The 23819-nt window shown below is 72.0% G+C and carries 22 protein-coding genes and 2 pseudogenes; 12 read left to right on the forward strand and 12 right to left on the reverse strand.

Annotated features, from left to right (window positions below; all coding sequences use genetic code 11):
• Position 1: 1 nt before the first annotated feature.
• On the reverse strand, positions 2-673 hold the full coding sequence (locus ACTWJ9_RS00960) for a succinate dehydrogenase (RefSeq protein ID WP_279337826.1): 672 nt from the start codon (positions 671-673) through the stop codon (positions 2-4).
• 130 nt (positions 674-803) lie between these two features.
• Here ACTWJ9_RS00960 and ACTWJ9_RS00965 point away from each other — a divergent pair, with 130 nt between their 5' ends.
• Positions 804-1688 (forward strand): LysR family transcriptional regulator, encoded by an 885-nt coding sequence (locus ACTWJ9_RS00965; protein ID WP_279332089.1) that lies wholly within the window; start codon positions 804-806, stop codon positions 1686-1688.
• Between the two features lie 190 nt (positions 1689-1878).
• Here the strand turns inward: ACTWJ9_RS00965 and ACTWJ9_RS00970 are convergent, their stop codons facing one another.
• The 3 genes from ACTWJ9_RS00970 to ACTWJ9_RS00980 form a co-directional block, all read right to left on the reverse strand.
• Positions 1879-4023, reverse strand: a complete 2145-nt coding sequence (locus ACTWJ9_RS00970) for a putative bifunctional diguanylate cyclase/phosphodiesterase (protein WP_279332091.1) — start codon at positions 4021-4023, stop codon at positions 1879-1881.
• Positions 4020-4832 carry an SAM-dependent methyltransferase gene (locus ACTWJ9_RS00975; protein WP_279332092.1) on the reverse strand — a complete coding sequence of 271 codons (813 nt, stop codon included), beginning with the start codon at positions 4830-4832 and terminating at the stop codon, positions 4020-4022. Before ACTWJ9_RS00975 ends, ACTWJ9_RS00970 begins: the two co-directional genes overlap by 4 nt.
• 320 nt (positions 4833-5152) lie before the next feature.
• Positions 5153-6076, reverse strand: coding sequence for an SCO0930 family lipoprotein (locus ACTWJ9_RS00980; RefSeq protein ID WP_387037004.1), 924 nt, complete (start codon positions 6074-6076; stop codon positions 5153-5155).
• A gap of 779 nt (positions 6077-6855) precedes the next feature.
• Between ACTWJ9_RS00980 and ACTWJ9_RS00985 the strand changes: the two genes are divergently transcribed.
• Together ACTWJ9_RS00985 and ACTWJ9_RS00990 are read left to right on the forward strand one after the other, a co-directional pair.
• The gene (locus ACTWJ9_RS00985) at positions 6856-6987 is read left to right on the forward strand and encodes a hypothetical protein (RefSeq protein WP_258308644.1); all 132 of its coding nucleotides are present in this window, start codon (positions 6856-6858) and stop codon (positions 6985-6987) included.
• A 44-nt stretch (positions 6988-7031) separates the two neighbouring features.
• On the forward strand, positions 7032-7796 hold the full coding sequence (locus ACTWJ9_RS00990; protein WP_279332094.1) for a bestrophin-like domain: 765 nt from the start codon (positions 7032-7034) through the stop codon (positions 7794-7796).
• Between the two features lie 379 nt (positions 7797-8175).
• On the opposite strand, the gene ACTWJ9_RS00995 is transcribed toward ACTWJ9_RS00990, so the two are convergent.
• Positions 8176-8670 (reverse strand): hypothetical protein, encoded by a 495-nt coding sequence (locus ACTWJ9_RS00995; RefSeq protein ID WP_279332095.1) that lies wholly within the window; start codon positions 8668-8670, stop codon positions 8176-8178.
• 332 nt (positions 8671-9002) lie between these two features.
• Between ACTWJ9_RS00995 and ACTWJ9_RS01000 the strand changes: the two genes are divergently transcribed.
• Entirely contained in the window at positions 9003-9671 is a 669-nt protein-coding gene (locus ACTWJ9_RS01000) for a class F sortase (RefSeq protein WP_279332096.1), read from the forward strand.
• Between the two features lie 46 nt (positions 9672-9717).
• On the opposite strand, the gene ACTWJ9_RS01005 is transcribed toward ACTWJ9_RS01000, so the two are convergent.
• Positions 9718-10563, reverse strand: coding sequence for a polysaccharide deacetylase family protein (locus tag ACTWJ9_RS01005; RefSeq protein ID WP_279332097.1), 846 nt, complete (start codon positions 10561-10563; stop codon positions 9718-9720).
• Between the two features lie 117 nt (positions 10564-10680).
• Between ACTWJ9_RS01005 and ACTWJ9_RS01010 the strand changes: the two are divergent.
• A pseudogene (locus tag ACTWJ9_RS01010) lies at positions 10681-10845 on the forward strand (universal stress protein); the annotation flags it as partial.
• A 26-nt stretch (positions 10846-10871) separates the two neighbouring features.
• Here the strand turns inward: ACTWJ9_RS01010 and ACTWJ9_RS01015 are convergent.
• Positions 10872-11687 (reverse strand): alpha/beta fold hydrolase, encoded by an 816-nt coding sequence (locus ACTWJ9_RS01015; RefSeq protein WP_279332098.1) that lies wholly within the window; start codon positions 11685-11687, stop codon positions 10872-10874.
• Positions 11688-11807: 120 nt separating this feature from the next.
• On the opposite strand from ACTWJ9_RS01015, the gene ACTWJ9_RS01020 reads away from it, so the two are divergent.
• The gene (locus ACTWJ9_RS01020; protein ID WP_279337827.1) at positions 11808-12239 is read left to right on the forward strand and encodes a MarR family winged helix-turn-helix transcriptional regulator; all 432 of its coding nucleotides are present in this window, start codon (positions 11808-11810) and stop codon (positions 12237-12239) included.
• Positions 12240-12263: 24 nt separating this feature from the next.
• Here ACTWJ9_RS01020 and ACTWJ9_RS01025 read toward each other — a convergent pair.
• A pseudogene (locus ACTWJ9_RS01025) lies at positions 12264-12842 on the reverse strand (hypothetical protein); the annotation flags it as partial.
• Positions 12843-13081: 239 nt separating this feature from the next.
• On the opposite strand from ACTWJ9_RS01025, the gene ACTWJ9_RS01030 reads away from it, so the two are divergent.
• From ACTWJ9_RS01030 to ACTWJ9_RS01040, 3 genes are all read left to right on the forward strand, one after another.
• Positions 13082-13627, forward strand: a complete 546-nt coding sequence (locus ACTWJ9_RS01030) for a sigma-70 family RNA polymerase sigma factor (RefSeq protein ID WP_279332099.1) — start codon at positions 13082-13084, stop codon at positions 13625-13627.
• Between the two features lie 135 nt (positions 13628-13762).
• Complete coding sequence (locus ACTWJ9_RS01035) at positions 13763-14284, forward strand: hypothetical protein (RefSeq protein WP_279332100.1); 522 nt, start codon at positions 13763-13765, stop codon at positions 14282-14284.
• Between the two features lie 151 nt (positions 14285-14435).
• Positions 14436-15098 carry a zf-HC2 domain-containing protein gene (locus ACTWJ9_RS01040; RefSeq protein WP_279332101.1) on the forward strand — a complete coding sequence of 221 codons (663 nt, stop codon included), beginning with the start codon at positions 14436-14438 and terminating at the stop codon, positions 15096-15098.
• A gap of 96 nt (positions 15099-15194) precedes the next feature.
• Here ACTWJ9_RS01040 and ACTWJ9_RS01045 read toward each other — a convergent pair whose 3' ends face one another.
• Positions 15195-17333 carry a SpoIIE family protein phosphatase gene (locus ACTWJ9_RS01045; RefSeq protein ID WP_279332102.1) on the reverse strand — a complete coding sequence of 713 codons (2139 nt, stop codon included), beginning with the start codon at positions 17331-17333 and terminating at the stop codon, positions 15195-15197.
• 92 nt (positions 17334-17425) lie between these two features.
• Between ACTWJ9_RS01045 and ACTWJ9_RS01050 the strand changes: the two genes are divergently transcribed.
• Both ACTWJ9_RS01050 and ACTWJ9_RS01055 read left to right on the forward strand, forming a co-directional pair.
• Positions 17426-18847, forward strand: a complete 1422-nt coding sequence (locus tag ACTWJ9_RS01050) for a lipase maturation factor family protein (RefSeq protein ID WP_387039958.1) — start codon at positions 17426-17428, stop codon at positions 18845-18847.
• Between the two features lie 278 nt (positions 18848-19125).
• Positions 19126-19554 (forward strand): VOC family protein, encoded by a 429-nt coding sequence (locus ACTWJ9_RS01055; protein ID WP_279332105.1) that lies wholly within the window; start codon positions 19126-19128, stop codon positions 19552-19554.
• Positions 19555-19642: 88 nt separating this feature from the next.
• Here ACTWJ9_RS01055 and ACTWJ9_RS01060 read toward each other — a convergent pair whose 3' ends face one another.
• Positions 19643-19816, reverse strand: coding sequence for a hypothetical protein (locus ACTWJ9_RS01060; RefSeq protein WP_202281012.1), 174 nt, complete (start codon positions 19814-19816; stop codon positions 19643-19645).
• Positions 19817-20301: 485 nt separating this feature from the next.
• Between ACTWJ9_RS01060 and ACTWJ9_RS01065 the strand changes: the two genes are divergently transcribed.
• Positions 20302-20751, forward strand: coding sequence for a hypothetical protein (locus ACTWJ9_RS01065; protein ID WP_279332107.1), 450 nt, complete (start codon positions 20302-20304; stop codon positions 20749-20751).
• A gap of 14 nt (positions 20752-20765) precedes the next feature.
• Here ACTWJ9_RS01065 and ACTWJ9_RS01070 read toward each other — a convergent pair whose 3' ends face one another.
• Together ACTWJ9_RS01070 and ACTWJ9_RS01075 are read right to left on the reverse strand one after the other, a co-directional pair.
• Positions 20766-22286 (reverse strand): SDR family NAD(P)-dependent oxidoreductase, encoded by a 1521-nt coding sequence (locus tag ACTWJ9_RS01070; protein WP_279332109.1) that lies wholly within the window; start codon positions 22284-22286, stop codon positions 20766-20768.
• Positions 22287-22397: 111 nt separating this feature from the next.
• A complete protein-coding gene (locus tag ACTWJ9_RS01075; RefSeq protein WP_279332111.1) occupies positions 22398-23780 on the reverse strand; it encodes a wax ester/triacylglycerol synthase family O-acyltransferase in 1383 nt (460 codons plus the stop codon).
• Positions 23781-23819: the final 39 nt, after the last annotated feature.

The raw sequence follows: 23819 nt of genomic DNA on the forward strand, positions 1-23819 counted from the left end.
TTCAGCTCACCACTCCGGTCATGACGCCCACGGGTACGGCGACGAAGCCGATCGTGAGCAGCAGCGCGAGGACGTTGGCGGCGGCTTTGAGCGCGCGGTCGCGGGTGCGGCTGCCGACGCCGAGGGTCTGGGCGGCGCTCCAGAAGCCGTGCCGGATGTGCATTCCGAGGGCGAGCACCGCGACGATGTAGATGACGTTTCCGTACCAGGTGGAGAAGGTGTCCACGACGTTCTGGTACGGCTTGCCCGTCTCGAAACCGCCGGAGTGCACGGTGCCGGTGGTCAGGTCGAGGATGTGCCAGACGATGAAGAGGGCGAGGATGATCCCGCCCCAGCGCATGGTGCGCGTGGCGTAACTGGCCCGCGCCTTCTTGTGGACGTACTTGCTGGGGCGCGCCTTGATGTCACGGCGGCTGAGCTGGTACGCGGAGACGGCGTGGGCGACGACCGCGAGGACGAGCACGACCCGGACCAGCCACAGCGCCCACTCGTAGTGCAGGAGGGGCTCGCCCAGGGTGCGCAGCCAGTGTGCGTACTCGTTGAACTCGACGGCCCCGAAGTAGATCTTCAGGTTGCCGATCATGTGGGCGACCAGGTAGAGCAGCATGACCAGACCGCTGACGGCCATCACTGTCTTCTTGCCGACGGTCGAGTCCCACACGGTGCGCGCCATGGACGGCCGTCGGTCCGTCCGCGTTGCCAGAGCCATGCCACAAGACGCTAGGGCCAAAAGACCCTATCGGTCCAAGACATGGTCCACCTCGTTTCCATAGCCTTCACCTATGGAAGGCTACAGTGGACCCATGCAGTTCCAGCAGCTCCAGTACTTCGTGGCGGTCGCCGAGACCCGGCACTTCACCCGGGCCGCCGAAACGGTCCATGTCGCGCAGCCCTCCCTCTCGCAGCAGATCAAGGCGCTGGAGCGGGAGCTGGGGGCGGACCTGTTCCTGCGGGCGCGCGGCAACATCACGCTCACCGACGCGGGCGAGGCGCTGCTGCCGCTGGCGCGGCGCATCCTGGCCGACGCCGACACGGCCCGGCACGAGGTGCAGGAGCTGGTGCAACTGCGCAGCGGCCGGGTGCGCCTGGGGGCGACACCGAGCCTGTGCACCGGTCTGCTGCCGGACGTGCTGCGTGCCTTCCACGACCGCTACCCGGGCGTCCGGCTGCTGGTCGAGGAGAGCGGCTCCCACGACCTGGTACGGGAGCTGGCCCGCGGTGCGCTCGACCTGGCCCTGGTCGTCCTGCCCCTGCCGACCCCCTCCCCCGCCCTCACCACGGTGGAGCTGCTGCGCGAGGACCTGGTGATGGTGTCCTCGCCGGACGTCCCTCAACCCGGCCGGGGCCGGCGCACCGTGCGCGTCGCCGATCTGGAGGGCGAGCGGCTGGTGATGTTCCGGCACGGCTACGACCTGCGGGAGCTGACCGTGGCCGCGTGCCGCGCGGAGGGCTTCGAACCGGACTTCGCGGTGGAGGGCGGGGAGATGGACGCCGTGCTGGGCTTCGTGCGGGCGGGGCTGGGCGTCGCCGTGGTGCCCCGCATGGTCGCCGCGCGGTCCGGGCAGGGCCTGCGGGTCACCCCCCTGGCCCGCCCCGGCCTCCACCGCACCATCGCCCTGGCCCACCGCAGCGACGTGGCCCCGCCCCGCGCGGCCCGGGAACTGCAGCGGATGCTCCTGGAGCGGTGAGCCTGCCGACCGGTGCCGCCCCGCCGCCCACCACACCCCGGCCGTACCCCGTCACCCGGCCCCGGTACCGCTCCGCACAGGCCGCACAGGCCGCACCCGCTGCACGCCGAACCCACCCCGGGCAGCACGGGCCGGAGGTCCGACGCGGTGGGTCCGAGGCGCGGCCACCGGCCCGCCGCGGCCGCCGGCGTCAGCCCGTCGCGTCGGCCAGGGCCAGGTCGTGCAGGCGTTCCGGTGGACCGGGGCGGGCGTAGTACCAGCCCTGCGCCGTGTCACAGCCGAGTATGCGGAGCTGCTCGGCCTGCGCCCCCGTCTCCACCCCCTCCACCGTGACGGCGAGGTCGAGGCTGTGGGCCAGGGAGACGATCCCCTCGACGATCTTGAGGTCGACCGGGTCGGCCGGATACTGCTGCATGCTCTGGGTGAAGGAACGGTCCAGCTTGAGGATGCTCACCGGAAGGCGGCGCAGGTTGGCGAGGTTGGAGTAGCCGGTGCCGAAGTCGTCCAGGGCGATGTCCACGCCCATCTCCGCCAGCCGCCGCAGCGGCTTCAGCAGGTCGTCGTCCGCGCCGATCAACGCCGACTCGGTCACCTCCAGGCACAGCGCGTCCGGCTCGACACCGGTGCGCTCCAGGATGTCGACGGTGTCCTGGACCAGGCCGGGGTGGGTGAGCTGGCAGGGCGAGAGGTTCACGTTGATACGCAGCGGGCCGAGCGCCTCCGCGCCACCGTGCCGCTCCTGCCAGGCGCGGGCCTGGCGCACCGACTGCTCGAGCACCCAGCGGCCCAGCGGGACGATCAGCCCGGTGTGCTCGGCGAGCGGGATGAACCGGTCCGGGGACAGCACGCCGTGCTGCGGGTGCAGCCAGCGCACCAGTGCCTCGGCGCCCCGGACGCTGCCGTCGCCGAGGTGCACCAGTGGCTGGTACTCGATGAAGAACTCGCCCCGTTCCAGGGCGGCGGGCAGTGCCGTGGTGAGTCCGTGCCGGGTGATGGCACGGGCGTCGGACTCCGGGTCGGCCAGTTCGAAGCGGTTGCCGCCCGCCGACTTGGCCCGGTACATGGTGATGTCGGCGCTGCGCAGCACCTCCGCCGGGCTGCGTTCCCCGGTCGGCCCCTCGACGATGCCGATGCTGCCGCGCACGGTCAGGTCGCGGCCGTCGACGCCGATGGGGGCGAGCAGCGCGTTCATGATGCGGGCGGCGAGCTCGTCGACCGTGTGCTCGGTGTCGGGGCCCGTGGTCAGCGCCACGAACTCGTCGCCACCGAGCCGGGCGACCATCTCGCCGGGCGCGGTGGCGCAGGACTGGAGCCGGTCGGCGACCTCGACGAGCAGCCGGTCGCCGGCCGCGTGCCCGAGACTGTCGTTGACGGTCTTGAAGCCGTCCAGGTCGAGGTAGCACAGGCCGAAGCGCTGTCCGGGGCCGGCGCTGAGCGCCTTCTCCAGCCGCTCGAAGAAGAACGTGCGGTTGGGCAGACCGGTGAGCGCGTCGTGGGTGGCCTCGTAGCGCAGCCGGAGGTTGAGCAGCCGCCGCTCGGTGGTGTCCTCCATCAGGGCGAGCTGGTACTGCGGTTGACCGTCGGCGTCACGCAGCAGGGACACCGTCAGGTTGGTCCACAGGACCGTTCCGTCGGGCCGGTAGAACGCCTTCTCGAGGTGGTAGTGCTCACGGTCGCCGCGGACCAGCTCGTCGTAGAGGTTCCAGGTCTGCGGGGCGTCGTCGGGGTGCGTCCACTCCCTGACCCTGCGGCTGCGCAGGCCCTGCCCGGACAGGCCGAACATGCGCCGCAGGGCGCCGTTGACCTGCAGGACGTTGCCGTCGAGGTCGGCGATGCCGATTCCTATCGCCGCGCCCTCGAAGACCGCGCGGAATCTGGCCTCGGTGGCGTGCAGGGCCTGCGCCACCGCGCCCTGCGCCTTCAGCGCGGCCTGGGCGACGGCCTCCTGCTCGGCCAGCGTCCGCTCCCGCAGCGCCCGCGCGAAACCGGCGGCCATGGCGTGCTGCAGTCTGGCGCTGCGCGCCCGCAGGTCCTCGCGGTCGCCGTCCCCGCCGCAGTACAGGACGAGGTAGGCGTCCACGCAGTCCAGGGACCGGCTGAGCGCCTCCGGGTCGGTGCAGTGCACCCGGATCAGGGCGGAGCCGACCGCCTGGCCGGCATCCGGGTCGAAGGCCCTGGCCAGTAGCGCTTCACTCAACCGCCGGGCCAGCGGGAGCAGTTGTTCCTCGAACTCGGGCCGGGTCGACGACGTCGAGGCCACGGGGAAGACCGCCCGGCTCCAGATCGTCGCGAACCGGCGCAGTCTGTCCTCCGGCCCGTCCGGCTCCGCGCTCACGCGGTACGCCCCACGCCCGCGAGTCCCGAGCGCTCGTAGGGGTCCTCGCCCTCCGGTGCGGTGTCCGGCCGCCACCGCGGCATCGGCACCAGTCCGGGTTCCACCATGTCGTACCCCTCGAAGAACCGCGCGATCTCGTCACGCGAGCGCATGATCAACGGGTTGCGGATGTCCTTGTACACGTCCACCGCCCCACCGGCCCGCTCCGGAGGCAACGGGATTCCCTCGTACGAGGCATGGGTGAGGATCAGCATACTGCCGGGCGCGAGGGCCTCGCGCAGTTCGGCCACCGCCGCGTACGGGTCGTCCGCGTCCTCCACGAAGTGCAGTACGGCGACGAGCAGCAGCGCCACCGGCCGGTTCAGGTCGATCAGGCGCCCCACCTCGGAACTCGCCAGGACGTCCCGGGGCTTTCGGAGATCCCCGGCGACGACGCCCGTGCCTTCGGTGCCCTCGAGAACCGCCTCGCTGTGCGCGACGGCCACCGGGTCGTGGTCGACGTAGACCACCCGCGCGCCGGGAGCGGCCGCCTGCGCCACCTCGTGGACGTTGCCGAACGTCGGGATGCCGGAACCTATGTCCAGGAACTGGGTGACGCCCTCGCCGACCGCGAACCGTACCGCCCGGCGCAGGAACGCCCTGTTCGCCTGCATGACCTTGGGCAGCCCCGGCATGAACTCCATGGCCCTGCGGGCCGCTTCCCGGTCGACCTCGAAGTTGTGCGAACCGCCCAGGTAGTAGTCGTACATCCGGGAAACACTGGGCACCGTGATGTCGATGCTCCGTGGGGCCCAGGCGGGACGCTCCATGTATCTCTCCACAGCGTAGGCGATCCGGTGTTCGAGCCGAGGCTACTGATCGCCTGCCAAGGGAGCGACCCCAAACGGAAATTGACCGTCCGTTCCCGGTCACTGCCAGTGGCACATACCACGTTGCCGCCCGTGAGAACGTCACGAAAAGTACCGGCGGCATTCCGGAGGGTTCCGGTGTGCGGTGAACGCGGGGAGAGGACCGCCGAAATTTCCACGAGTTCCGGTGAGTCACAGCAGAACGGTCCGCCCCTCCGTGCGGCGCGGAGGGGCGGACCGGGACCGGTGGCGCCGAAGTGGACGACGCCCTGGGGAGGTTGCTACTTCTCCGGTGCGCCGACCGGCTTTCCGTCGGGGCGCACGGCGTACCAGGTGCCGCCGACACCCTGGCCGTTGGTGTCACCCGGGGCCTTGTCGCCGGCGAAGGTGTAGATCGGCCAGCAGTAGATCGTCTGCTGCTCGGCACCGTTGTCCGGGCGGGTGAACTTCATGTAGTTCTTCTTCTCGATGCCCTTGGTGTCGTTGAAGTCGACCGGCGCCACCACCGGCCACTTCTCCAGGCACGCGCCGGTGCAGGCCGAGACCGGCTTCGGCCAGGCCTCGTCCTTCGTGAAGCGGTAGACCGTCATGCCGTTCTTGTCGACGACGATCTCACCGAGCTCGGGGTCCTTGCGGGTGGACAGACCGGGCAGGTCGGCCGCCTGCGCCTTCTTGCCCTCGGGGGTCAGCCCGAACCACTTGCCGCCCACGCCCTGGCCCTTGACATCGCCGGCGTTGACGTCCTTGACGTAGTGGTAGGCGGGCCAGCCGTCGACGGTGAGCTGCTTGCTGCCGTCCGCCCGGGTGACTTCGCCCAGCAGCGACGCGTCGATGCCCTTGCCGGCCTTGGCGTCGTCGGCGAGCACCGGGGGCCAGGTCTTGGCGCAGTCGCCCTCACAGTTGGACTTGGGGGGCTGCGCGGTGTCCTGGTCGAAGCGGTAGAGCGTGAGCCCGAGTTCGTCCGTCACCAGCTCGCCGAGTTCGGCGTTGGTGGAGACACCCAGCGTGCCCACGCCACCGGCGGGGGCCTTGGACGCCTCCGCACCGGCCCCCGTGTCGATGCCCCCGAGGTCTCCGGGCACGGCCGAGGCGCCGACGTTCTGACTGCTGGCCGGCGGCGCGGTGTCCTGACCGCACGCCGTCGTCAGCGTCAGCACCGCCGCGGCGCTCACCACCAGTGAGGCGGTCCGCCAGGAGGTCTTCATCTCAACTCCAGATCATCACAAGGGTATTGCAGCGCCCTGCTGCGCCGCCGCTCGACGTGGAGTACGCATGAAGGCACCTGCCGTGTTCAACGGCGGCCCATATTTCTTCCGGAACCCGTACTTCCGCCCCGATCCGCCCCCGCGCCCCCTGCCATATCGCACGCCAGTACACCTTTCCCGACGGGTGAGCGGCCCGGAACAACCGGAAAACAATGAATTTAACTCCATCGGGTCATTCATCCGGAGCCCACGCGTGTCCCGGCCCGTCCCGGCTCATGATCTCCGTCGTGCAAGGACCTGTACCGACCCGATCCGCGCTCGCCGCACGCGCGCTGGCGATGGCGACGCTGGCCTGGGCACTCGTCGGTGCCCCTGGAGCGGCGACGGCCGACGCCTGCGCCTACGCCTCGGCGGGCCCGGGGGGAACGGAGGCGGTGGCGGTCGCCGGCAGCATGACCTGGCCGCTTCCCCCGCTCTGTTCACCCCCTGCCCCGCCGCCCACGCCCACACCTCCTCCGCCGCCGCCCGAACCCACGCCGACCCCGCCTCCGCCCGCTCCCCCGCCTCCGCCGCCTTCTCCGACGCCGAAGCCCACCCCCACGGCGAAGCCCGAACCACCGCCCCCGCCACCTCCGCGTCGGGCCCGCCCCGCGCCACCGCCCGCCCGTCCGGCCCCCGTTCCTCCCCCCACACCCACGTCCGCTCCGCCGCCGCGCCCCTCGCCGGCCCCGACCCCTTCGGCCACCCCCGCCCCCACGCCGTCTCCGTCCGCGACGCCCGTGCACTACCCGCGGTACCGGGCGGCGCCCCCGGTCAAACGGCCTTCCGGCGGCGCCACGTCGCCCCTCACCTTCGTCCTGCTCATCACCACGCCCGCCGTGGTAGCCGTCGCCGCGCTGCGGCCCCGCTGAACCCGAGCGCCCGTCCAGGGCCCGTCCCGCCGTGGAGGCACCTCTTGCCGGAATGGCTTGTTCTCACCCTCGCGATGCTGGCCGTCTGCGTCGTGGTGGTCGTCATCACTCTCGTACGTCACCGCACGGCCGCCGACGACGAGGATCCCAGCGAGACCCCGGACGTCATCGAGTACATGACGATGTGGATCGGCGTGGTGTACGCCATCGTCCTGGGTCTGGCCATCGCCGGTGTCTGGGAGGGGCGCGGCGCGGCGCAGGAGCATGTGCGGGCGGAGGCGGTGGCGCTGCACGAGATCTCGGAGCGGGTACGGATCTATCCGGCCGACGTCCGTGACCGTATTCGGGGCGATGTCAACGCCTATGTCGGACACGTCGTCACCACCGAGTGGCGTGTCATGGCCGACGACGGCCGGGTCACCGAACGCGGGACGGACCTCCTCGACCGGGTCCGCCGGGACGTCACCGACTACGAACCGCGGACGGACTTCGAGGCGCAGGCCTATCAGCCGCTCGTCGACCAGGTGTCCGCCGCCGACCAGGCGCGCGCCGCGCGGGCGGAGTCGACCGGGGAGACCATGCCGGGCGTGGTGTGGTTCGGGCTGATCGCCGGGGCCGTCATCACCATCGGAATGATCTTCGCGCTGCAGATCCGCCGCACCGGCCGGGAGCTGGTCCTCGCCGGACTGTTCTCCGCGTTGATCGCCTTCCTGCTCTTTCTGATCTGGGACTTCGACGCGCCCTTCAGCCGGGGTCTCGCCGCCTCGGCCGATCCGTTCCTCCTCCTGTTCCCCCACGTCGGAGGCTGACGGGTGCCCACCACGGCACCCGCCGTGGGGGCGTGCGCCACGCCGTGCGCGTCCCCCGGCCGCCGTAACACGGTTCCCCCGCGCGGCCCACGGCGATCCCCCGTTCGCGCGACTGCGATCGCGCGATCCGGTGCGGCTTTCTAGCGTTTCGCCCATCGAGGCGCATTTCCGGCGCCAGCGGAGCAGGTCCGCCGCCGCTCCTCGGGACCCGGAGGACTCGCCATGCACGCGATACGCGTCGCTCCCGCCGCGACGGCACGGAGGACGGCTCCGCGCGGCGGGATGACACGAGTGCAGGGCTGTGCCCGGGTCCGGGCGGGATCCGGGGCACAGCCCTGAAGTCACACGTGCGGGAAACGGCCGGCGGAAGGGCTGGGGCTCAGGTCTGCCTCTCGGCACGGCGGCGCATCCAGAAGACACCGCCGGCCGCGACCGCGGCGGTCACCAGTCCGCCGCCGATGGCGATGTCGGCCGGGGTCGCCCCGCCGGTGCTGCCGCCGAGGCCGCCGCGGACCCCGCCGAGGACGGTGAGGGCGGCCGGCCGGGTCAGGCTCCGGCCGGAGCAGTGCACGGTGATGTCGTACGAGCCGGCGCGCGCGTCGAAGTCGACGGTGGTGATGCCCTTCGCGGTGTCACCTTCCCCGTGGAGGGGCCTCAGTTCGGTCCTCGGGAAGGCGTTGGACGTCGCGTGGCCGCCGTCGGGGCAGCCGTCGACGGTGATGGTCAGCTGGCCGCCGCGGGCGATGACGCTGGGCAGGGCGACGATGTTGGACGGGCCGGCGCCCCGGCCGCCGTCCGCTACGGCGACCGGGGCGGCGAGCCCGAGGACGGCGACCGCGGCGCCCGCGGATGCCAGGGCACGTGACTTGCGCATGTGTTCCTCCGCGGAAGGCGCCCCGGGGCCGGTCCCCGGTCGATCGGCGAGAAAGCGCCTCCCGACAAAACCCTCAGTTGCACTGTCCCGGCGCGCATTTCGGCAATGGTCCGTACCGGTGAGGCAGGGCCCGGACACATGCACGCATTCGAGTATCACCGCAGGTCACGGTCTGTCAGAAGATCTCCGTTCGGCGGAACCCCGGATGGCGCACCGATGACGGCCCGGCCACCCGTTCGCCTCTCCCCCGTCGCCGGTCGCGCTCGGGGCACTTAGCGTTTCTGCCATGCGCGAGTGACGCGGCGACGGCCGTGTCGAGAGGGGAAAAGCGAATGTCTGCTTTCGAGCCGGCGGAAATCGAAGAGGAGGCGCGGCGGAAGAGGCGTGCTCCGTGGGGTGTGATAGCGCTGGTTCTGCTCACCGGCCTCGCGCTCATCCGGAACGGTTCGGGGGAGTTCGACGCGGGGCCGCCGCAACCCGCCGTGGCGGCCTCCACCAACAGCCAGGCGCCCGGTGACACCGCGGGCGGCCCGGTGACACCGCTGCCGTACTCGGTGCCGGGCCGGGTCAGGATTCCGGCGATCCAGGTCGACGCGCCGGTCATGGCGGTGGGTCTGGACGCGGAGGGGTGGATCGACGCGCCACCGCCCGAGGATCCCAATCTGGCGGGCTGGTTCACCGGCGGCGTCACCCCCGGGGAGAAGGGCACGGCGGTCGTGGTCGGGCATGTCGACAACCACCAGGGACCGACCGTCTTCTACGGGCTCGGCTCGCTGCAGAAGGGCCATCACGTCGAGATCGAGCGCAAGGACGGAAAGACCGCGGATTTCGAGGTCTACGGCGTCGAGGTCTTCGCGAAGGACGACTTTCCCGGTGACCGGGTCTACAACTCGAAAGGCACGTCGGAGTTGCGGGTCATCACCTGCGGAGGCGGCTTCACCCAGCAGAACGGGTACGACGGCAACGTCGTCGTCTTCGCCCGGCTGGCCGCGGTCCGCTGAGCGGGCCCCGCCCGAGCCGGGCGGGGCGTCCGTCCGGTGTCAGGTGTCAGGTGTACGGCCGGCGGGGCACGGTGACCCGGTAGCCGGAGTCCAGCAGCCCGGGCAGATACTCACGCAGCGCCCGCACACTCTGGGACCGCTCGCCCCCGGCGTCGTGCGAGAGCACCACGACGCCGGGGGCGGCGCCGTCCTTCACCCGGTCGACGATGGCGCGGGTGCCCGGGCGGGTCCAGTCGAGGGTGTCGACGGTCCAGGCGAGGGGTTCCATGCCGAGTTCGGCGCCGAGCCGGAACGCGGCGCGGTTCCAGGCCCCGTAGGGCGCGCGGAACCACTGGGGACGCTCGCCGTACCCGTCCTCGATGACATCGCTGGTGCGTTCCATCTCGGAGCGGATCCCGCTCCGGGAGAGAGTGGTCAGCAGGGGGTGGGACCAGGTGTGGTTGCCGACGACATGCCCCTCGTCGGACATACGGGCCAGCAGGCTCTTGTGGTAGGAGGCCATCTCCCCGCACACGAAGAACATCGCCCGTACGTCGTACGCGGCGAGCGTGTCGAGGATGTCCGGGGTGTAGCGGGGGTCGGGTCCGTCGTCGAAGGTCAGCACCATGGTGCGGCCCCGTCCGGAAACGCGCAGCAGGGGTGCGCTCCGCACCCGGGTCCTGCGGGGCACGCTCCTCGGCGAGCCGTAGCCGGTGAGGGGTCTGAGACGGTACGCGGCGGGCTCGAGCGGGCGGCCGGCGGCCAGGCCTCCGGCCGCGGGCGGGGCGGGGCCTGCCGCCTCGGTGCCGGCGCCCGGCATGAGGACTCCGGCCGTGCCGGCCGCCCCCACGACGGCGGCGCCGGCGCCGGCGAGCAGCAGTCGGCGCCGGGTGAACAACTGATCCTTCTGCATGACTCATCAGTCGCCCGCCGGGGGGCGGGCCCCTCTCCGTGGCACCGGTCCGGCGGGACGATTCCACCTGCTCGGCCCAGTACTCCGCCGGTGCCGGGTTTCGACAGCCTCCGCACCGTGACGGAGCAGCGCTCCACGCGGTTCGAACGGAGCACGGACCGACCGAAGGTGACCGTGGCCGGAGTGGACGGCTCCGACTCCTCACCCCGCGCGGCGGCCTACGCGTCCGGTCGGGCGCGGCGGCGGCACGCACTGCTCGCCGTGGTGTACGCGCGGCCGGTGGCGGTGGTGCCCTGAGTTCCGCGGTGTCAGAGGGTGCGCAGGAAGCCGAGGAGGATCTCGTTGAAGACCTCGGGCTGTTCCATGCACGCGTAGTGGCCCGCACCCTCGACGGTGGCGGCGCGGCCGTCGCGCACCTCGTGGACGAGACGCTCCGCCGCCGCGGTCAGGTCGGCGGGTTCGAGTGAGCCGTTGACCGCGAGCACCGGCACGTCGATCGTCGGCACGCGGTCCCAGGTGCCGGTGACGGGGACGCGCAGGTCCTTCTCGTCCGGGGTGTGCTTGGAGATCGTGTGCAGCGCCATCTCCCGCAGTCGGCGCGGGATGTCCGGGTCGACACCGTCGGGGCCGCGGTGCTCGCCCGCCGCGACCCGCACGAAGGCGTTCAGCCAGCCCTCGATGTCCCCGGCGCCCAGGGTGCGGGCGAACTCGGCCTGGATCCGGCGGGACCACGGATCGGTGTACTCGAACTCGCTGGTGGCCGCCCCGCAGACGACGGCCGCGCGGACCAGATCCGGGTGCTCGAGGACCGTGTCGGTCGCGATGGCCCCGCCCATCGACACGCCGACCAGGACCGCGGGCCCCGCGTCGAGATGGCGCAGCAGGGCGGCGAGGTCGTCCGCCCAGCGGAAGGGCTGCGTGGCGTTGGCGGAGGAGCCGTGGCCGCGTACGTCGGGGGCGATCACCCGGTGGTGGGCGGCGAGGGCCGGGATCTGGTCCGCGAAGAGCCGGTGGTCGACGAAGCCGGAGTGGAGCAGGACGACCGGGTCTCCCGTGCCGCTGTCGTGGTAGGCGAGGTCGCCGTCGGAGGAGGTGAAGCAGCGGAGTTCCGCAACCGTATTCATGACAACCAAGGTGTCACTTCCGGCGGAATTTGACAACCAGGATGTCATGATGAGGGGGTGGACAACACCGGGAACGACCCTGACAGGCTCCTTTCACCCGAGGAGCTCGGCCCGCGCCTGATGGAGGTGTTCGACCTGATCGGGCCGCTGTACCGACGGGTGCAGCGAACAGTGGAACAGGGTGCACAGGGTGAAGTCGTCGAGAGCCTGTCCGTCGGGGTACGCGCCGTGCTGGACCTGCTGCACAGGCACGGCCCGATGACCGTGCCCCAGATGGGCCGCGCACAGGCGATCAGCCGTCAGTTCGTGCAGCGCATGGTCAACGACGCCGCGGCCCGGGGCCTGGTGGAGAGCATCCCCAACCCCGCCCACCAGCGGTCGTCGCTGATCCGGCTCACCGGCGAGGGGCGGGCGGCGATCGCGGCCGTCGTCGCCCGGGAGCACGCCGTGCTGCGGGAGGTCGGCGGCGACCTCACGGACGCCGACGTACGGACCTGCGTGCGGGTGCTCGCACAGATGCTGACGCTGTTCGACGACGTGGACGTGAACTGACCGCCGCTCCGGCGGGACGGTCTCCTCCCCCATGACCAGCCCGTCCTTCGCCGCGCCCCGGCTCAGCACCACGTCGCGGATCCGGTCGCGTACGGAGCGCACTTCGGCACCCTTCCGGAGGGCCCGGTCGAGGTTGAGCACGCGGCCGGCGTCCACGTCGAAGAGGAGGGGGACGAACTCGGCCTTCGTCACCTCCCAGCGCCCGTCCGGACGCGGAGGCGGAGCGAAGGTGAAGCGGCCCAGCGTGGACTGGTGGCCGCGGGGGTCCGGGACACCGTCGGAGCCGGTCGCCTCACCGGAGATCTGATCGCCCGTCCCGTAGACCACCCGGGTGCCGAGGATCAGGTCGATGTCGGAGCGGACCCCGGAGAGCATCGGGCGGAAGTCGTGGCCGGTCCGTCCGGCGTCGAAGCGGGCGCGGTCGATGACCGATGCGTGCGGCAGTACGTCCCCCGAGGCGACCAGGGTGAAGCCGCGGCCTCGCGCGACCGAGGCACCCGGATGGCCGGATTCCGGTGGGTGGTGGTCCCGGGCCTGGCAGGCGGCGCCCGCGGCGAGGACGACGGTGAGGGCCAGAGCCACCTGTCCACTGCGTGCAGTCATCACTTCACCCCGGTACGGATCTCTTCGCTGTCGCGCTCTTCACTGTCGTATTTACTGACAAATGGATAAGAATCAACTTCTGGCTCACCGCTGTTCCGACACGCTGTTTCAAGCCGTCCGGCGCGCGCGAACGGCCGCCGTGACCGTTCGTCGAACCGTTCGCCGACGCGATCGACCGTCCGCCGCACGCTCCTGTGCGCGCCCTGTCCCCGGGGATCGCCGTGCGCTGCCATACCGCCATGACGGCCGGAATCACACTCACGAACGGGACGACCGCCGAGCACGAACTCGCCTCCCTGCAACGCGAGCACGGCCGGCCCCTCTTCGCACTGCTGCTGCGGCTCTGCGACGGGGACCGGCAGCGCGCCGAGGACCTCGTCCAGGAGACCCTGGTACGGGCCTGGCAGCACCCCGAGGCCCTGCGCGCCGACGACTTCGATTCCGTACGGCCCTGGCTGATGACGGTGGGACGGCGGCTCGCCATCGACGCGCGGCGGGCACGGCAGGCCCGGCCCGCCGAGGTGGGCGACGCGGTACTGGAGAACGCGCGGGTGACCTCCGACCACGCCGAGCGGGCCGCGGCGGCGCTCGACGTCCGCAAGGCTGTGAAGACACTCACTCCCGAACACCGTGAAGTCCTGGTGCTGGTGTACTTCCAGGGGGCGAGTGTGGCGGAAGCCGCGGCCGCCCTCGGCATCCCGCCCGGTACCGTGAAGTCCCGCGCGTTCTACGCGCTGCGGGCCCTGCGCCGGGTGCTTCCGGGATACGCCACCGACCTGCGCTGAAACCGACGGCCGGGTCAAGCCTCCGTAAAGCGCCTTGCCGACGACCCCGGTGGGGTAATCGGCTGTCCTCATCCGTGTTGCGGACCGGGAGCCCGAATCGGGCGACGCGCACGTACCGGAGGAAGGCTGAACGGGATGCCGCACAGAGGGCAAGAGAGCACCGACGACCTCGGAGACGGTGAACTCACCGTCCCCATGGCCTGGTTGTACGCCGAGTACATCGCCGACGAACTACTGCGCAGCGGCGACCTGATGCCGCCGACGTCCTTCGAGTTCCGGGCCGGCCGGGACGCGCTGGCGCTGACCGTCTTCCTGTCCGACGCCGGGGGCGAGCTCTCCGGCATCCGGGTGATCACCCAGCTGGAGACCTGGCTGTCGCTGACCGCGTACGACCAGCCGTGGCAGGAGTGGGTGCAGGGGCGCCTGGCGGACCTGGCCGCGGAGAGTGCTGCCGCCGGGCGGAGCACGGCGCGGCCCGATCTGGAACTCGCCCGGTCGGCCTGGCGCTGGCTGCGGGAGACGGAGCTGCTCGCGCCGGATCTGAACGCGGTGCCGGGCGGCGGCACGGGGACCGGCGAGGACGAGGGACCGAAGGTGTGGACACCGGCGTGGCAGCTCGGACTGCCGCTCGGGCACCTCGCCATCCACCTTTTCTAGCCTTCCGGTGAATCGGACCAATCCGTGAGCCCGAGGGCTCCGAATCCTTTGGTCACGATTCGGTGTGCGGCTTGAGTGAATCGACTGCCTGGTGCGTACCGGTGGGAGCAAGGAGTAACCCCACCCACACCCAACGGTACGAGGATTCGGCATGAGGTCCCTGGAACGGCATCGCGACGTCGGCGCGTACGCGCTCGGCGTGCTGGACGAGGCGGAGGCGTTCCGCTTCGAGGACCACCTCATGGAGTGCCCCAGCTGCTCTGCGCAGGTGACCGAATTCGGGGTGACGACACGGCAGTTGATGCTGTACCGGCGCTCCACGCCGCCGCTGACGCATCCGATGGCCAGGCCCGGTCCGAGGATGCTGGACCGGCTGCTGTCCCAGGTGGCGGCCCGGCGGCGGGCGGAACGCCGGCGGCTGCTGTTCGCGCTGGCCGCCTCGGTGGTGCTCGCGACGACCGCGCCGGTGTTCGCCATGATGACGAGCGGCGGTGACCGGTCACCGCGCGCGAGCATCGCGGCGACCGACGAACGGTCCGGGGTGTGGGCGGAGATCACGGCGGAGGACGAGGACTGGGGCAGTCGGCTGGAGCTGAAGGTCAAGGACGGCGCGGGTCCCCGCGTCTGCCGGCTGGTGGTGGTCGGGCAGGACGGCACCGAGGAGACCGTGACCAGCTGGAGCGTGCCCCGCCACGACGCCCGGCCCAACAGCATGACGGGCGGCTCCACCCTGCACTCGGGGCAGATCATGCGCTACGAGCTGCGTTCCTCGGACGGCGAGCACCTGGTGACGCTGACGCCCACCGACCGCTGACGCCCCTGGGCACCCGCCGGCCGCCGGCACCGGCTCGGCCGTGGCCCACCGGGCGGGCCGCGGCCTCGCGGCCCGTGTCGCCCTGGACCGGACCGGTCAGCGGGAACCACGTCCCGTGTCGCCGTCGGCGTCGTGGCCGCGGTCCCCGGCGGGGGAGGTGGTCACCGCGAACTCGCCCCAGACGCACTTGCCGCCGCCCCGTGCCTCCACGCCCCATATATCGGTGAGCGTCTCGACCAGCAGCAGCCCCCGCCCGGAGACGCCCGACGCCCCCGCCTCCCGGCGGCGCGGCAGGGCACTGGAGGAGTCCGTGACCTCCAAGCGCAGTCGCCGTTCGGCGCCGGTGAGGACCCTGAGGGTGACGACGGCGGCGCCCTCGGTGTGCATCAGCACGTTGGTGATCAGCTCGTCGGCGGCCAGTTCGATCTCGTCGGCGCGGTCCCCGGCGCCCCAGGCGCCGACCCCGGCACGGATCATGCGCCGGGCCTCGGCGAGGGCCTCGGGGTCGCCGGGGGCCACGTGCTGCTGGAGCCGCCCTCCGGAGCGCGGGCTGTCCGGCGGGCGGCGGCGCAGCAGGAGCAGGGCCACGTCGTCGTCACCACCGCGTTCCTCGGCCACGTCGATGAGCCGGTCGGCGAGGTTGCGCACGTCCTCGGGGCCGGTGGCGATGAGCGCGCAGAGTGTGTCGATGCCGTCGTCGAGGTCGGTGCCGGGCTGCTCGACCAGGCCGTCGGTGCACAGCAGCATCACGTCGCCGGGATCGAGCTCCATGGTCCCGACCGGGTACTCGAGCCTGCCGAACTCGGCGGACAGGCCGAGCGGCAGTCCGCCCGTGACGAAGACGCGCCGGCAGGAGCCGTCGGTGCGGCGGACGAGCGGGTCGATGTGGCCGGCCCGGACCACCTGGAGGACACCGGTGGACAGGTCGGCCTCGGCGTAGAGGCAGGTCGCGGAGCGGTCGGTGTCGAGTTCGTGCAGGAAGACGGAGGCGCGGGCCATCACGGTGGCCGGCGGGTGCCCCTCGGCGGCGTAGGCCCGCAGCACGATGCGCAGCTGGCCCATGACGGCGGCGGCGTGGGTGTCGTGGCCCTGGACGTCGCCGATGACGGCGCCGACCCGGCCGTTGGGCAGCGGGATCAGGTCGTACCAGTCGCCGCCGATGTCCCGGCTCAGGGAGCCTCCGATGCCGGCCGCGCGATAGCGGACGGCGATGTCGGCGCCGGGCACGCTGGGGATGGTGCGGGGCAGCATGGCCTGTTGCAGGCCCTGCGCGAGGTCCATCTCCTGCTCGTAGAACATGGCCCGCTGCAGGCTCTGGGCGATGCTGCTGCACAGGGCGACGAGGATGTTGCGCTCCTCGGGGGTGAAGCCGCGCCGGTCGCTGTAGAGCAGGCCCATGGCGCCGATCGGGCGGGTCTGGACGATGAGCGGCAGGTAGGCCGCCGAGGTGATGTGCAGGTCGGTGAGGTGCGGCCACAGCACCGGGTAGCGTTCGGCGAACTCCTCCGGCGACTCGATGAAGCGCGGGCTGAGCGTCCGTACCGCCTCGCTCATCGGGTACTGCTCGTCGATCCGGGTGACGAGGGTGCCCGGGACGGAGCTGTCGGCGGGTCCCTCGGCGACCAGCCGGATGCGGCCGGCCTCGACCAGCCCCACGACGAGACTGGTGGCGCCCAGATGGGTGAGGCCGTGGGTGTCCTTGAGGGCGTCCATGACGTCCTGCACGGTGCGGGCGTGGGCGAGTGCGGCCGTGGTGAGCTGGACGACGTTGGTCTGCTCGCGCAGGGCGTCCTCCTGGGCGACCGGCTGCCGCACCGCCTCGTCGGCGCCGAGTTCCTGGGTGGCGTCCCGGACGATGCCGATGATGCGGACGGGCCGTCCGGTGTCGTCCCGGAGGATGTAGCCGTGGGTGTGGGTCCAGCGCAGGGTGCCGTCACGGCGGCGGACCCGGAAGTAGGCGCCGTAGTTCTCGCTGCCGTCCTTCATGGCCTGCGAGATGGTGGTGTCCAGGCGGGCGGTCTCCACGGTCGGCACCCGTGGCGTCAGCGACTCGGGCCGGCCGTCGAATTCGTCGGCGCGCAGGTCGAAGAGGTTTCGGGCCTGGGCGTCCATCTGAAGCATCCCGGTGTCCAGGTCCAGGTCGAAACTGCCCATGCGGTTGAGCGCCAGGATCGGATCCGGGTGGTCCGGCCAGTCGTCCGGGAGTGACAGGGCGCTCGCTCCCCGATCAGCCATGAAAGTAACTTTGTCAGGATTCACCGGATTATTCGACCGCTGCGGACTCCGGGGCGGGCGGCGGGACAATGAGGGGGAAGGAGCGCACGGCCGTGGAGTGGTTCACCGCATCCGAGTACTGGCTGAGCCGGCTGGTCTTCCAGCGGGCGCTGGCCGGCCTGTACCTGGTCGCGTTCCTGACGGCGGCGCTGCAGTTCCGTGCGCTGATCGGAGCTCGCGGCATGCTGCCGGTGCCCCGGTACGTGGAGCGGGTGCCGTTCCGGCGGGCACCGAGCCTGTTCCACCTGTACTACTCGGACCGTTTCTTCGCGCTCTGCGCGTGGGCGGGCTGCGCGGTGTCGGTGGCGCTGCTCGCGGGGCTGGACTCCCTGCTTCCGCTGGGGGGCGGGATGCTGCTGTGGCTGGTGCCGTGGGCGCTGTATCTGTCGATCGTGAACGTGGGGCAGACCTGGTACGCGTTCGGCTGGGAGTCGCTGCTGCTCGAGGTCGGGTTCCTCGCCGTGTTCCTCGGCAACGACGAGGTGGCCCCGCCGGTCGTCGTGCTGTTCCTGCTCCGGTGGGTCCTGTTCCGGGTCGAGTTCGGCGCCGGGCTGATCAAGATGCGCGGCGACGCGTGCTGGCGGAAGCTGACCTGCCTGTACCACCATCACGAGACCCAGCCGATGCCGGGACCGCTGAGCTGGTTCTTCCACCATCTGCCGAAGCCGCTGCACCGGGCCGAGGCGGCCGCGAACCATGTCACCCAACTCGTCGTGCCGTTCCTGCTGTTCGCTCCCCAGCCGATCGCCACGGCCGCCGCCACGCTGATGATCGCCACACAGCTGTGGCTGGTGCTGTCGGGCAACTTCTCCTGGCTGAACTGGATCACGATCGTGCTGGCCCTGTCCGCGGTCGCGTTCCCCGCCGAGCCGCCGGACACGGCCGGCGCCCCGCTGTGGTACCTGGTCGTCGTCCTCGCGGTGTCCGCGCTGCTGCTCTGCCTCGGTCACCGCCCGGCGCGCAACATGCTCTCCCGCCGCCAGGTGATGAACCGCTCGTTCGACCCTCTCCACCTGGTCAACACCTACGGGGCGTTCGGCAGCGTCAGCCGGATCCGGTACGAGGTGGTGATCGAGGGCACCGCCGACGAGGCGCCCCGGGCGGACTCGCACTGGCGGGAGTACGAGTTCCGGGGCAAGCCGGGTGATCCCCGGCGCTGGCCGCGCCAGTTCGCGCCGTACCATCTGCGGCTCGACTGGCTGATGTGGTTCGCCGCGCTGTCGCCGTCCTACGCCGGCCCGTGGTTCGGCGCGCTGGTGGAACGGCTGCTGGAGAACGACCGGGACACGCTGCGGCTGCTGCGCCGCTCCCCCTTCCCGCCCGGCGCGCCGCCCCGCTACGTGCGCGCCCGGCTCTTCCGGTACCGCTACACGTCCTGGCGGGAGCTGCGGGAGACGGGGGCGTGCTGGGAGCGGACGTACGTGCGCGAGTACCTGCCGCCGACCCGGCTGGCACGGGTTCCGGGAACGCCCTGAGACGGTGCTCCGGCGGCCCGGGTGTTGCGGTGATCGGCGGCGTGCGCCTATCGTCGGCCGGGTGACTGCCGGGTCGGCCTTGGGCCACACACGAAAGACGCTCCCGGCCTCGGCGTGATCCGGGCGGGGCTGTCCCCGCTCACCCCCGGCCGAGGGCAGGGCACCGCCCGCGCCCCGCCCCCTCTCCGCGTTGCCTTCCGTTGCCTTTCGTTCCTTCCCTCTTCCCGCCGCGTCCCGCGGCGCCCCGACGGAAACCGACACCCGGAGACGTACCAGCCATGCCCGACGCACCGATCACGCCCACCGCACCCGAACCTCCCACCACAGCCGTCCAGTTGAACCACACCGCCGTATACGCCCGGGACCGCCGGCTCTCGGCGGAGTTCCTCGCCGCGATACTGGGACTGGAGGTCGGCGCCCCGTTCGGGCCGTTCCTCCCCGTGGACCTGGGCAACGGGGTGACGCTCGACTACTACGAACTGCGGGACGAGCCCATCCAGTCGCAGCACTACGCGTTCCTCGTGCCCGAGGAGCGGTTCAGCGCGATGATCGACCGCCTCGAAGCGGTCGGGGTCACCTACTACGCCGACCCGAACCACACCGAACCCGGCCGGGTCAACCATCTCTTCGGCGGCCGCGGTGCCTACTTCGAGGACCCTGACGGCCACAACCTGGAGATCCTGACCCGCCCCTACGTCCGGCCCTGACGCCACCGGCCCCGGGTACCCTCCTCAAAGGCGCCCGGGACCGGGCACAGATCTCCCCCACGGCGGCGCCGCGGTGCCGCAGTGGGGGTCAGTCGACGCTGGGCAGGATGTGGGGTTCGGCGAGGTCGTCCTCGTAGCCCGCCAGGCGGATCGGGGCCGACCGGGCCCACACGTCGAGACTGCAGAGCTGCCCGGCCGGGCGGCCCGCCCGCTCGGGGCGTTCCTTGGTCGGCTGATCGCTGGTCGTCTTCTCCGGTGTCACCGCGCACTCCTTATGTGTCGGTCACCCTCGGGACGTTTCGCGCCGGTCCTGCCGCGCCCGCGTCGCACGTCCGCTCGGGCATGAGTCGAAAGCCGTTCGGACGCGGTGGCGCCGGTGACTCGTAGGAGAGCAGGCCGTTGTGAAGCGGCGTGTCCCATGACGGACCTGTGGGTGTGGGTAGGACCCCTTTACGGCTGCCCGTCCGACTCAGGTTAACCAAATGAGCGGCCCCCTGCTCGATGGGGCTCGAAACTCGCGGCACCAATCGCCCGTCGGACTGCGCTCGACGACCCTTTACAGCCTCATTTTTCCCCATCCGTACCGCTACGGCTGGTCACCCGATCGGACTACGCGGCTGTCCACGTGGTCGAGTGTTCGAGAAAATTGCATGGCCATGACGTAGTTCAAGTCCCGTTGGCCGGTACGCAAGCTCCTCATGCTGTGCTGCCGTACGGCAAACGGCTGTCTTCCAGGAGGACCGGCGCATGGAGCTGCGCAGTGTCGAGGAGCTGATGGACCTGCTGTACGCCTGCCGGGGCACCCGGGACTCCCCGGGCCCCGGCGGCGCCCCGGTCGACACGTACGACCACGCCCTGCGGACCGCCGCGCTGCTGCGCCGGGGGCGCCCCGCCGACAAGGAGCTTCAGGTGGCGGGCCTGGTGCGGCCGGTCGGACGACTGCTGCGGCCGGGGGAGCCGGACACCCGGGCGGACCGGGCCGCGGACGCGGTGCGCGCGCTGCTCGGCGAGCGGGTCGCCGGCCTGGTCCGCGGCCGGCCCCGGCCCGGCCTTCCCGCGGAGGACGACCTCCTCGCCCTGCGCGCGGCGGACGAGGAGGCCCGCACCGCCTGTTTCGACGCCGGGGTCCTGGAGGACTGGCGCACCGTGCTGGAACTGCTGGCGGCGCGCAACTCCCGGCTGGAAGCGATGGACTGACGGGGCCTCGGCCGTCACCACCTGCCGGGTGCGTAGTCCTTGAGGAAGACGCCGTACAGGTCCTCGCCCGCCTCACCGCGCACGATGGGGTCGTAGACGCGGGCCGCGCCGTCCACCAGGTCCAGGGGTGCGTGGAAGCCGGCGTCGGCGAGGCGGATCTTGTCCGGGTGGGGGCGCTCGTCGGTGATCCAGCCGGTGTCGACGGCCGTCATCAGGATGCGGTCGTTGTCGAACATCTCCTGGGCGCTGGTGCGCGTGAGCATGTTCAGGGCCGCCTTGGCCATGTTGGTGTGCGGGTGGCCCGCGCCCTTGTAGCCGCGGTCGAAGACACCCTCCATGGCGGACACGTTCACGATGTACGTCCGCTTCGCCGACGCGGCCGCCATCGCCGGACGCAGCCTGCTGATGAGCAGGAACGGCGCCGTGGAGTTGCAGAGCTGGACCTCGAGCAGCTCGACCGGGGTGACCTCCTCGACCGTCTGCACCCAGCTGTTGGTGTCGTGCAGGTCCGGGACCAGGCCGCCGGCGTCGATCGCGGTGCCCGCCGCGATGCGGTCCAGGGAGGCCGAGCCGGAGACCAGGGCCAGGCCCGTGACGTCCTGCGCGGTGAGCGCGCCGGAGCCCGCGACGGGCAGCTCGGCCACCGCGCCGGAGCCGAAGCCCCCGATCACCTCGGCGGCGGGCAGTTCGCCGGCGGGCAGCGGCGCGGACTCGGCGGCGAGCAGCTCGCTGTAGGCCCGCGGGGAGCGCCGTACGGTCTGCGCGGCGTTGTTGATCAGGATGTCCAGCGGGCCGGCGGCGGACACCGAGTCGGCCAGCGCGACGACCTGGGCCGGGTCCCGCAGGTCGATGCCGACGATCTTCAGCCGGTCGATCCACTCGTCGCTGTCGGGCTGGGCCTTGAAGCGGCGGACGGCGTCGTTCGGGAAGCGGGTGGTGATCGTGGTGTGGGCGCCGTCGCGCAGCAGTCGCAGCGCGATGTACATGCCGATCTTGGCCCGGCCGCCGGTGAGCAGCGCGCGCTTGCCGGTGAGGTCGGTCCGGGCGTCGCGCCGGGCCCGGTTCTCGGCGGCGCACTTCTGGCAGAGCTGGTGGTAGAAGTAGTCGACCTCGACATACCGCTGCTTGCAGATGTAGCAGGACCGGGGGCGCTGGAGTATCCCCGCGATCTGGCCCTCCTCGGTACGGGACGAGGGCAGGATGCCTTCCGTCTCGTCGTCGATGCGCTCGGCGGACCCGGTGGCGGTGGCCTCGGTGACCGCCTTGTCGTGGGCCGTCTTGGCGGCCCGGCGCTCCTGGCGGCGGCGCTGCTTGACCGTGCGGTAGATGTGCGAGGTGGCACGGCGGACCTTGATCGCGTCCGGGTGGTCGACGTCCAGTGTGTCGAGTTCCGCGAGCACGTCGAGGCACACGGCCAGCCGCTCCGGGTCGATGCCGGGCCCGTACGCCACGGCGTCCCCGTGCGGCACGTGCGCCACGGCGTCCCCGTGTGTCACCGCGTCCGTGGCCCGCAGGCCGTCCTCTGTCACCGTCATCGCCGTCGCCGTTCCTGGTCTGCCGTGGCGGCGCTCCGGTCGCGCCCGCTGCCGAACGGGGGATTTTACGGAGCGCCGGGCCGCAGCACCAAACCCGCGGCGGGCGACGGGTCAGGGATCACATGCGGAGATGAGCGTCGCCACCTCCTCGAAGACGGCCCCGGCGAGCCGGTCGAGGTCGGGGACGGCGGCTCCGTCGGCGACCAGCCCGTAGTGGACGCGGCCGCGGTAGGTGGAGACGGCGACCGCGAGGGAGTGCCCGGGGGCGAGCGGCGCGAGGGGGAAGACCGCGCCGAGCGGGTCGCCGCCGAGCCGCAGGCCGAAGCCGGGCAGCGGCACGCTGGTGACCAGGACGTCGAACCAGAGCCGGGCCGCCTGGCCGACCAGGGGGCCGCCGAGCCGGTGGCCGAGCGGTGGCACGTGGTCGGCGAGCAGGGCGACGGCGCCCGCGCCCCGGTTCGGGCCCGCGTCCTTGTTGCGGTCCATGGCGGTGCGCACCAGGGCGAGGCGGGCGAGCGGTTCCGCCTCGTCGACCGGCAGGCGGAGCAGGTAGCCGGAGAGCCGGTTGCCCTGGGGGTGCGCGGTGCGCGGGCGGCGCCGGGAGACGGGGACGAGGGCACGCGGGGTAACGCCCTCACTGCCGGCGCCGCGCTCGTCGAGCCAGCGGCGCAGGGCACCGGCGACGACCGCGATCAGCACGTCGTTGACGGTGCCGCCGACGCTCTTGCGGATCCGGTGCACGTCGTCGAGGTCGAGGACCGCTCCGGCGGTGCGGCGGGTGCCGCTGGGCTCGCAGGCGAGCGCGGGCGAGGAGCGCACGTCGAGGGTGGAGCGGGCCACCGCGGCGCCGATGTCCAGGGCCCGGCCCGCGTCGGACAGGAGGCCGCGGACGAGGGCGGGCACCTCTCGCACGTCCGGGAGCAGTCCGCGGGCCGGCTCGGCCGGGCGGGGCCGCGGGGCGGGCAGGTCCATCGGGTCCATCAGGGCCGCGGCGAGGGTGAGGGCCCGCAGCCCGTCGGCGAGGGCGTGGTGGAACTTGAACAGGACGGCGAAGGAGACACCGTCCTCCCCCGGCAGCACATGGGCCTCCCAGGGCGGCCGGGTGCGCTCCAGGGGCCGCTCCATGAGCCGGCCCGCCACCGAGTGGAAGTCGGCGGTCGGGGCGTGCAGCCTGACGTGGTTCTGGGGATCGAAGCCGGGGTCGGTCTCCCGCTCGGCGCCGCCGAAGGCCAGCGGCCGGCGCAGGGCCGAGGCCACGGGGCGGTGCAGAGCCGGGAACGGGGGGCGCGCGGGCAGCGGTTGCCACACGTCGCGGATGCGCATCCGCAGTCCGGGCACGGCGGCGGCGCGGGAGGCGAGCAGATCCGCCGCGTGGGCACCGGCGGTGGGCGAACGGGCCGAGAAGACCCCGAGGGCCGCGAGGTGCATGGGGTGATCGGCGGACTCGATGTTCCAGAACGCCAGGTCGAGAGGAGCGAGCGGGTCTGCGTTCAAGGCGTGCCTCGCATGACGACGGGATGGAGCAGCAGTACA

The sequence above is a fragment of the Streptomyces sp. GDS52 genome, from assembly GCF_052246875.1.
GTDB lineage: Bacteria > Actinomycetota > Actinomycetes > Streptomycetales > Streptomycetaceae > Streptomyces > Streptomyces cathayae.

Bases quoted from the DNA above. Each gene is read 5' to 3' on its own strand.
- ACTWJ9_RS00960 (WP_279337826.1), bottom strand. From the start codon at position 673: ATGGCGCGCACCGTGTGGGACTCGACCGTCGGCAAGAAGACAGTGATG.
- ACTWJ9_RS00965 (WP_279332089.1), top strand. From the start codon at position 804: ATGCAGTTCCAGCAGCTCCAGTACTTCGTGGCGGTCGCCGAGACCCGG.
- ACTWJ9_RS00975 (WP_279332092.1), bottom strand. From the start codon at position 4,832: ATGGAGCGTCCCGCCTGGGCCCCACGGAGCATCGACATCACGGTGCCC.
- ACTWJ9_RS00980 (WP_387037004.1), bottom strand. From the start codon at position 6,076: ATGAAGACCTCCTGGCGGACCGCCTCACTGGTGGTGAGCGCCGCGGCG.
- ACTWJ9_RS00995 (WP_279332095.1), bottom strand. From the start codon at position 8,670: ATGCGCAAGTCACGTGCCCTGGCATCCGCGGGCGCCGCGGTCGCCGTC.
- ACTWJ9_RS01000 (WP_279332096.1), top strand. From the start codon at position 9,003: ATGTCTGCTTTCGAGCCGGCGGAAATCGAAGAGGAGGCGCGGCGGAAG.
- ACTWJ9_RS01005 (WP_279332097.1), bottom strand. From the start codon at position 10,563: ATGCAGAAGGATCAGTTGTTCACCCGGCGCCGACTGCTGCTCGCCGGC.
- ACTWJ9_RS01015 (WP_279332098.1), bottom strand. From the start codon at position 11,687: ATGAATACGGTTGCGGAACTCCGCTGCTTCACCTCCTCCGACGGCGAC.
- ACTWJ9_RS01020 (WP_279337827.1), top strand. From the start codon at position 11,808: ATGGAGGTGTTCGACCTGATCGGGCCGCTGTACCGACGGGTGCAGCGA.
- ACTWJ9_RS01030 (WP_279332099.1), top strand. From the start codon at position 13,082: ATGACGGCCGGAATCACACTCACGAACGGGACGACCGCCGAGCACGAA.
- ACTWJ9_RS01035 (WP_279332100.1), top strand. From the start codon at position 13,763: ATGCCGCACAGAGGGCAAGAGAGCACCGACGACCTCGGAGACGGTGAA.
- ACTWJ9_RS01040 (WP_279332101.1), top strand. From the start codon at position 14,436: ATGAGGTCCCTGGAACGGCATCGCGACGTCGGCGCGTACGCGCTCGGC.
- ACTWJ9_RS01045 (WP_279332102.1), bottom strand. From the start codon at position 17,333: ATGGCTGATCGGGGAGCGAGCGCCCTGTCACTCCCGGACGACTGGCCG.
- ACTWJ9_RS01055 (WP_279332105.1), top strand. From the start codon at position 19,126: ATGCCCGACGCACCGATCACGCCCACCGCACCCGAACCTCCCACCACA.
- ACTWJ9_RS01065 (WP_279332107.1), top strand. From the start codon at position 20,302: ATGGAGCTGCGCAGTGTCGAGGAGCTGATGGACCTGCTGTACGCCTGC.
- ACTWJ9_RS01070 (WP_279332109.1), bottom strand. From the start codon at position 22,286: ATGACGGTGACAGAGGACGGCCTGCGGGCCACGGACGCGGTGACACAC.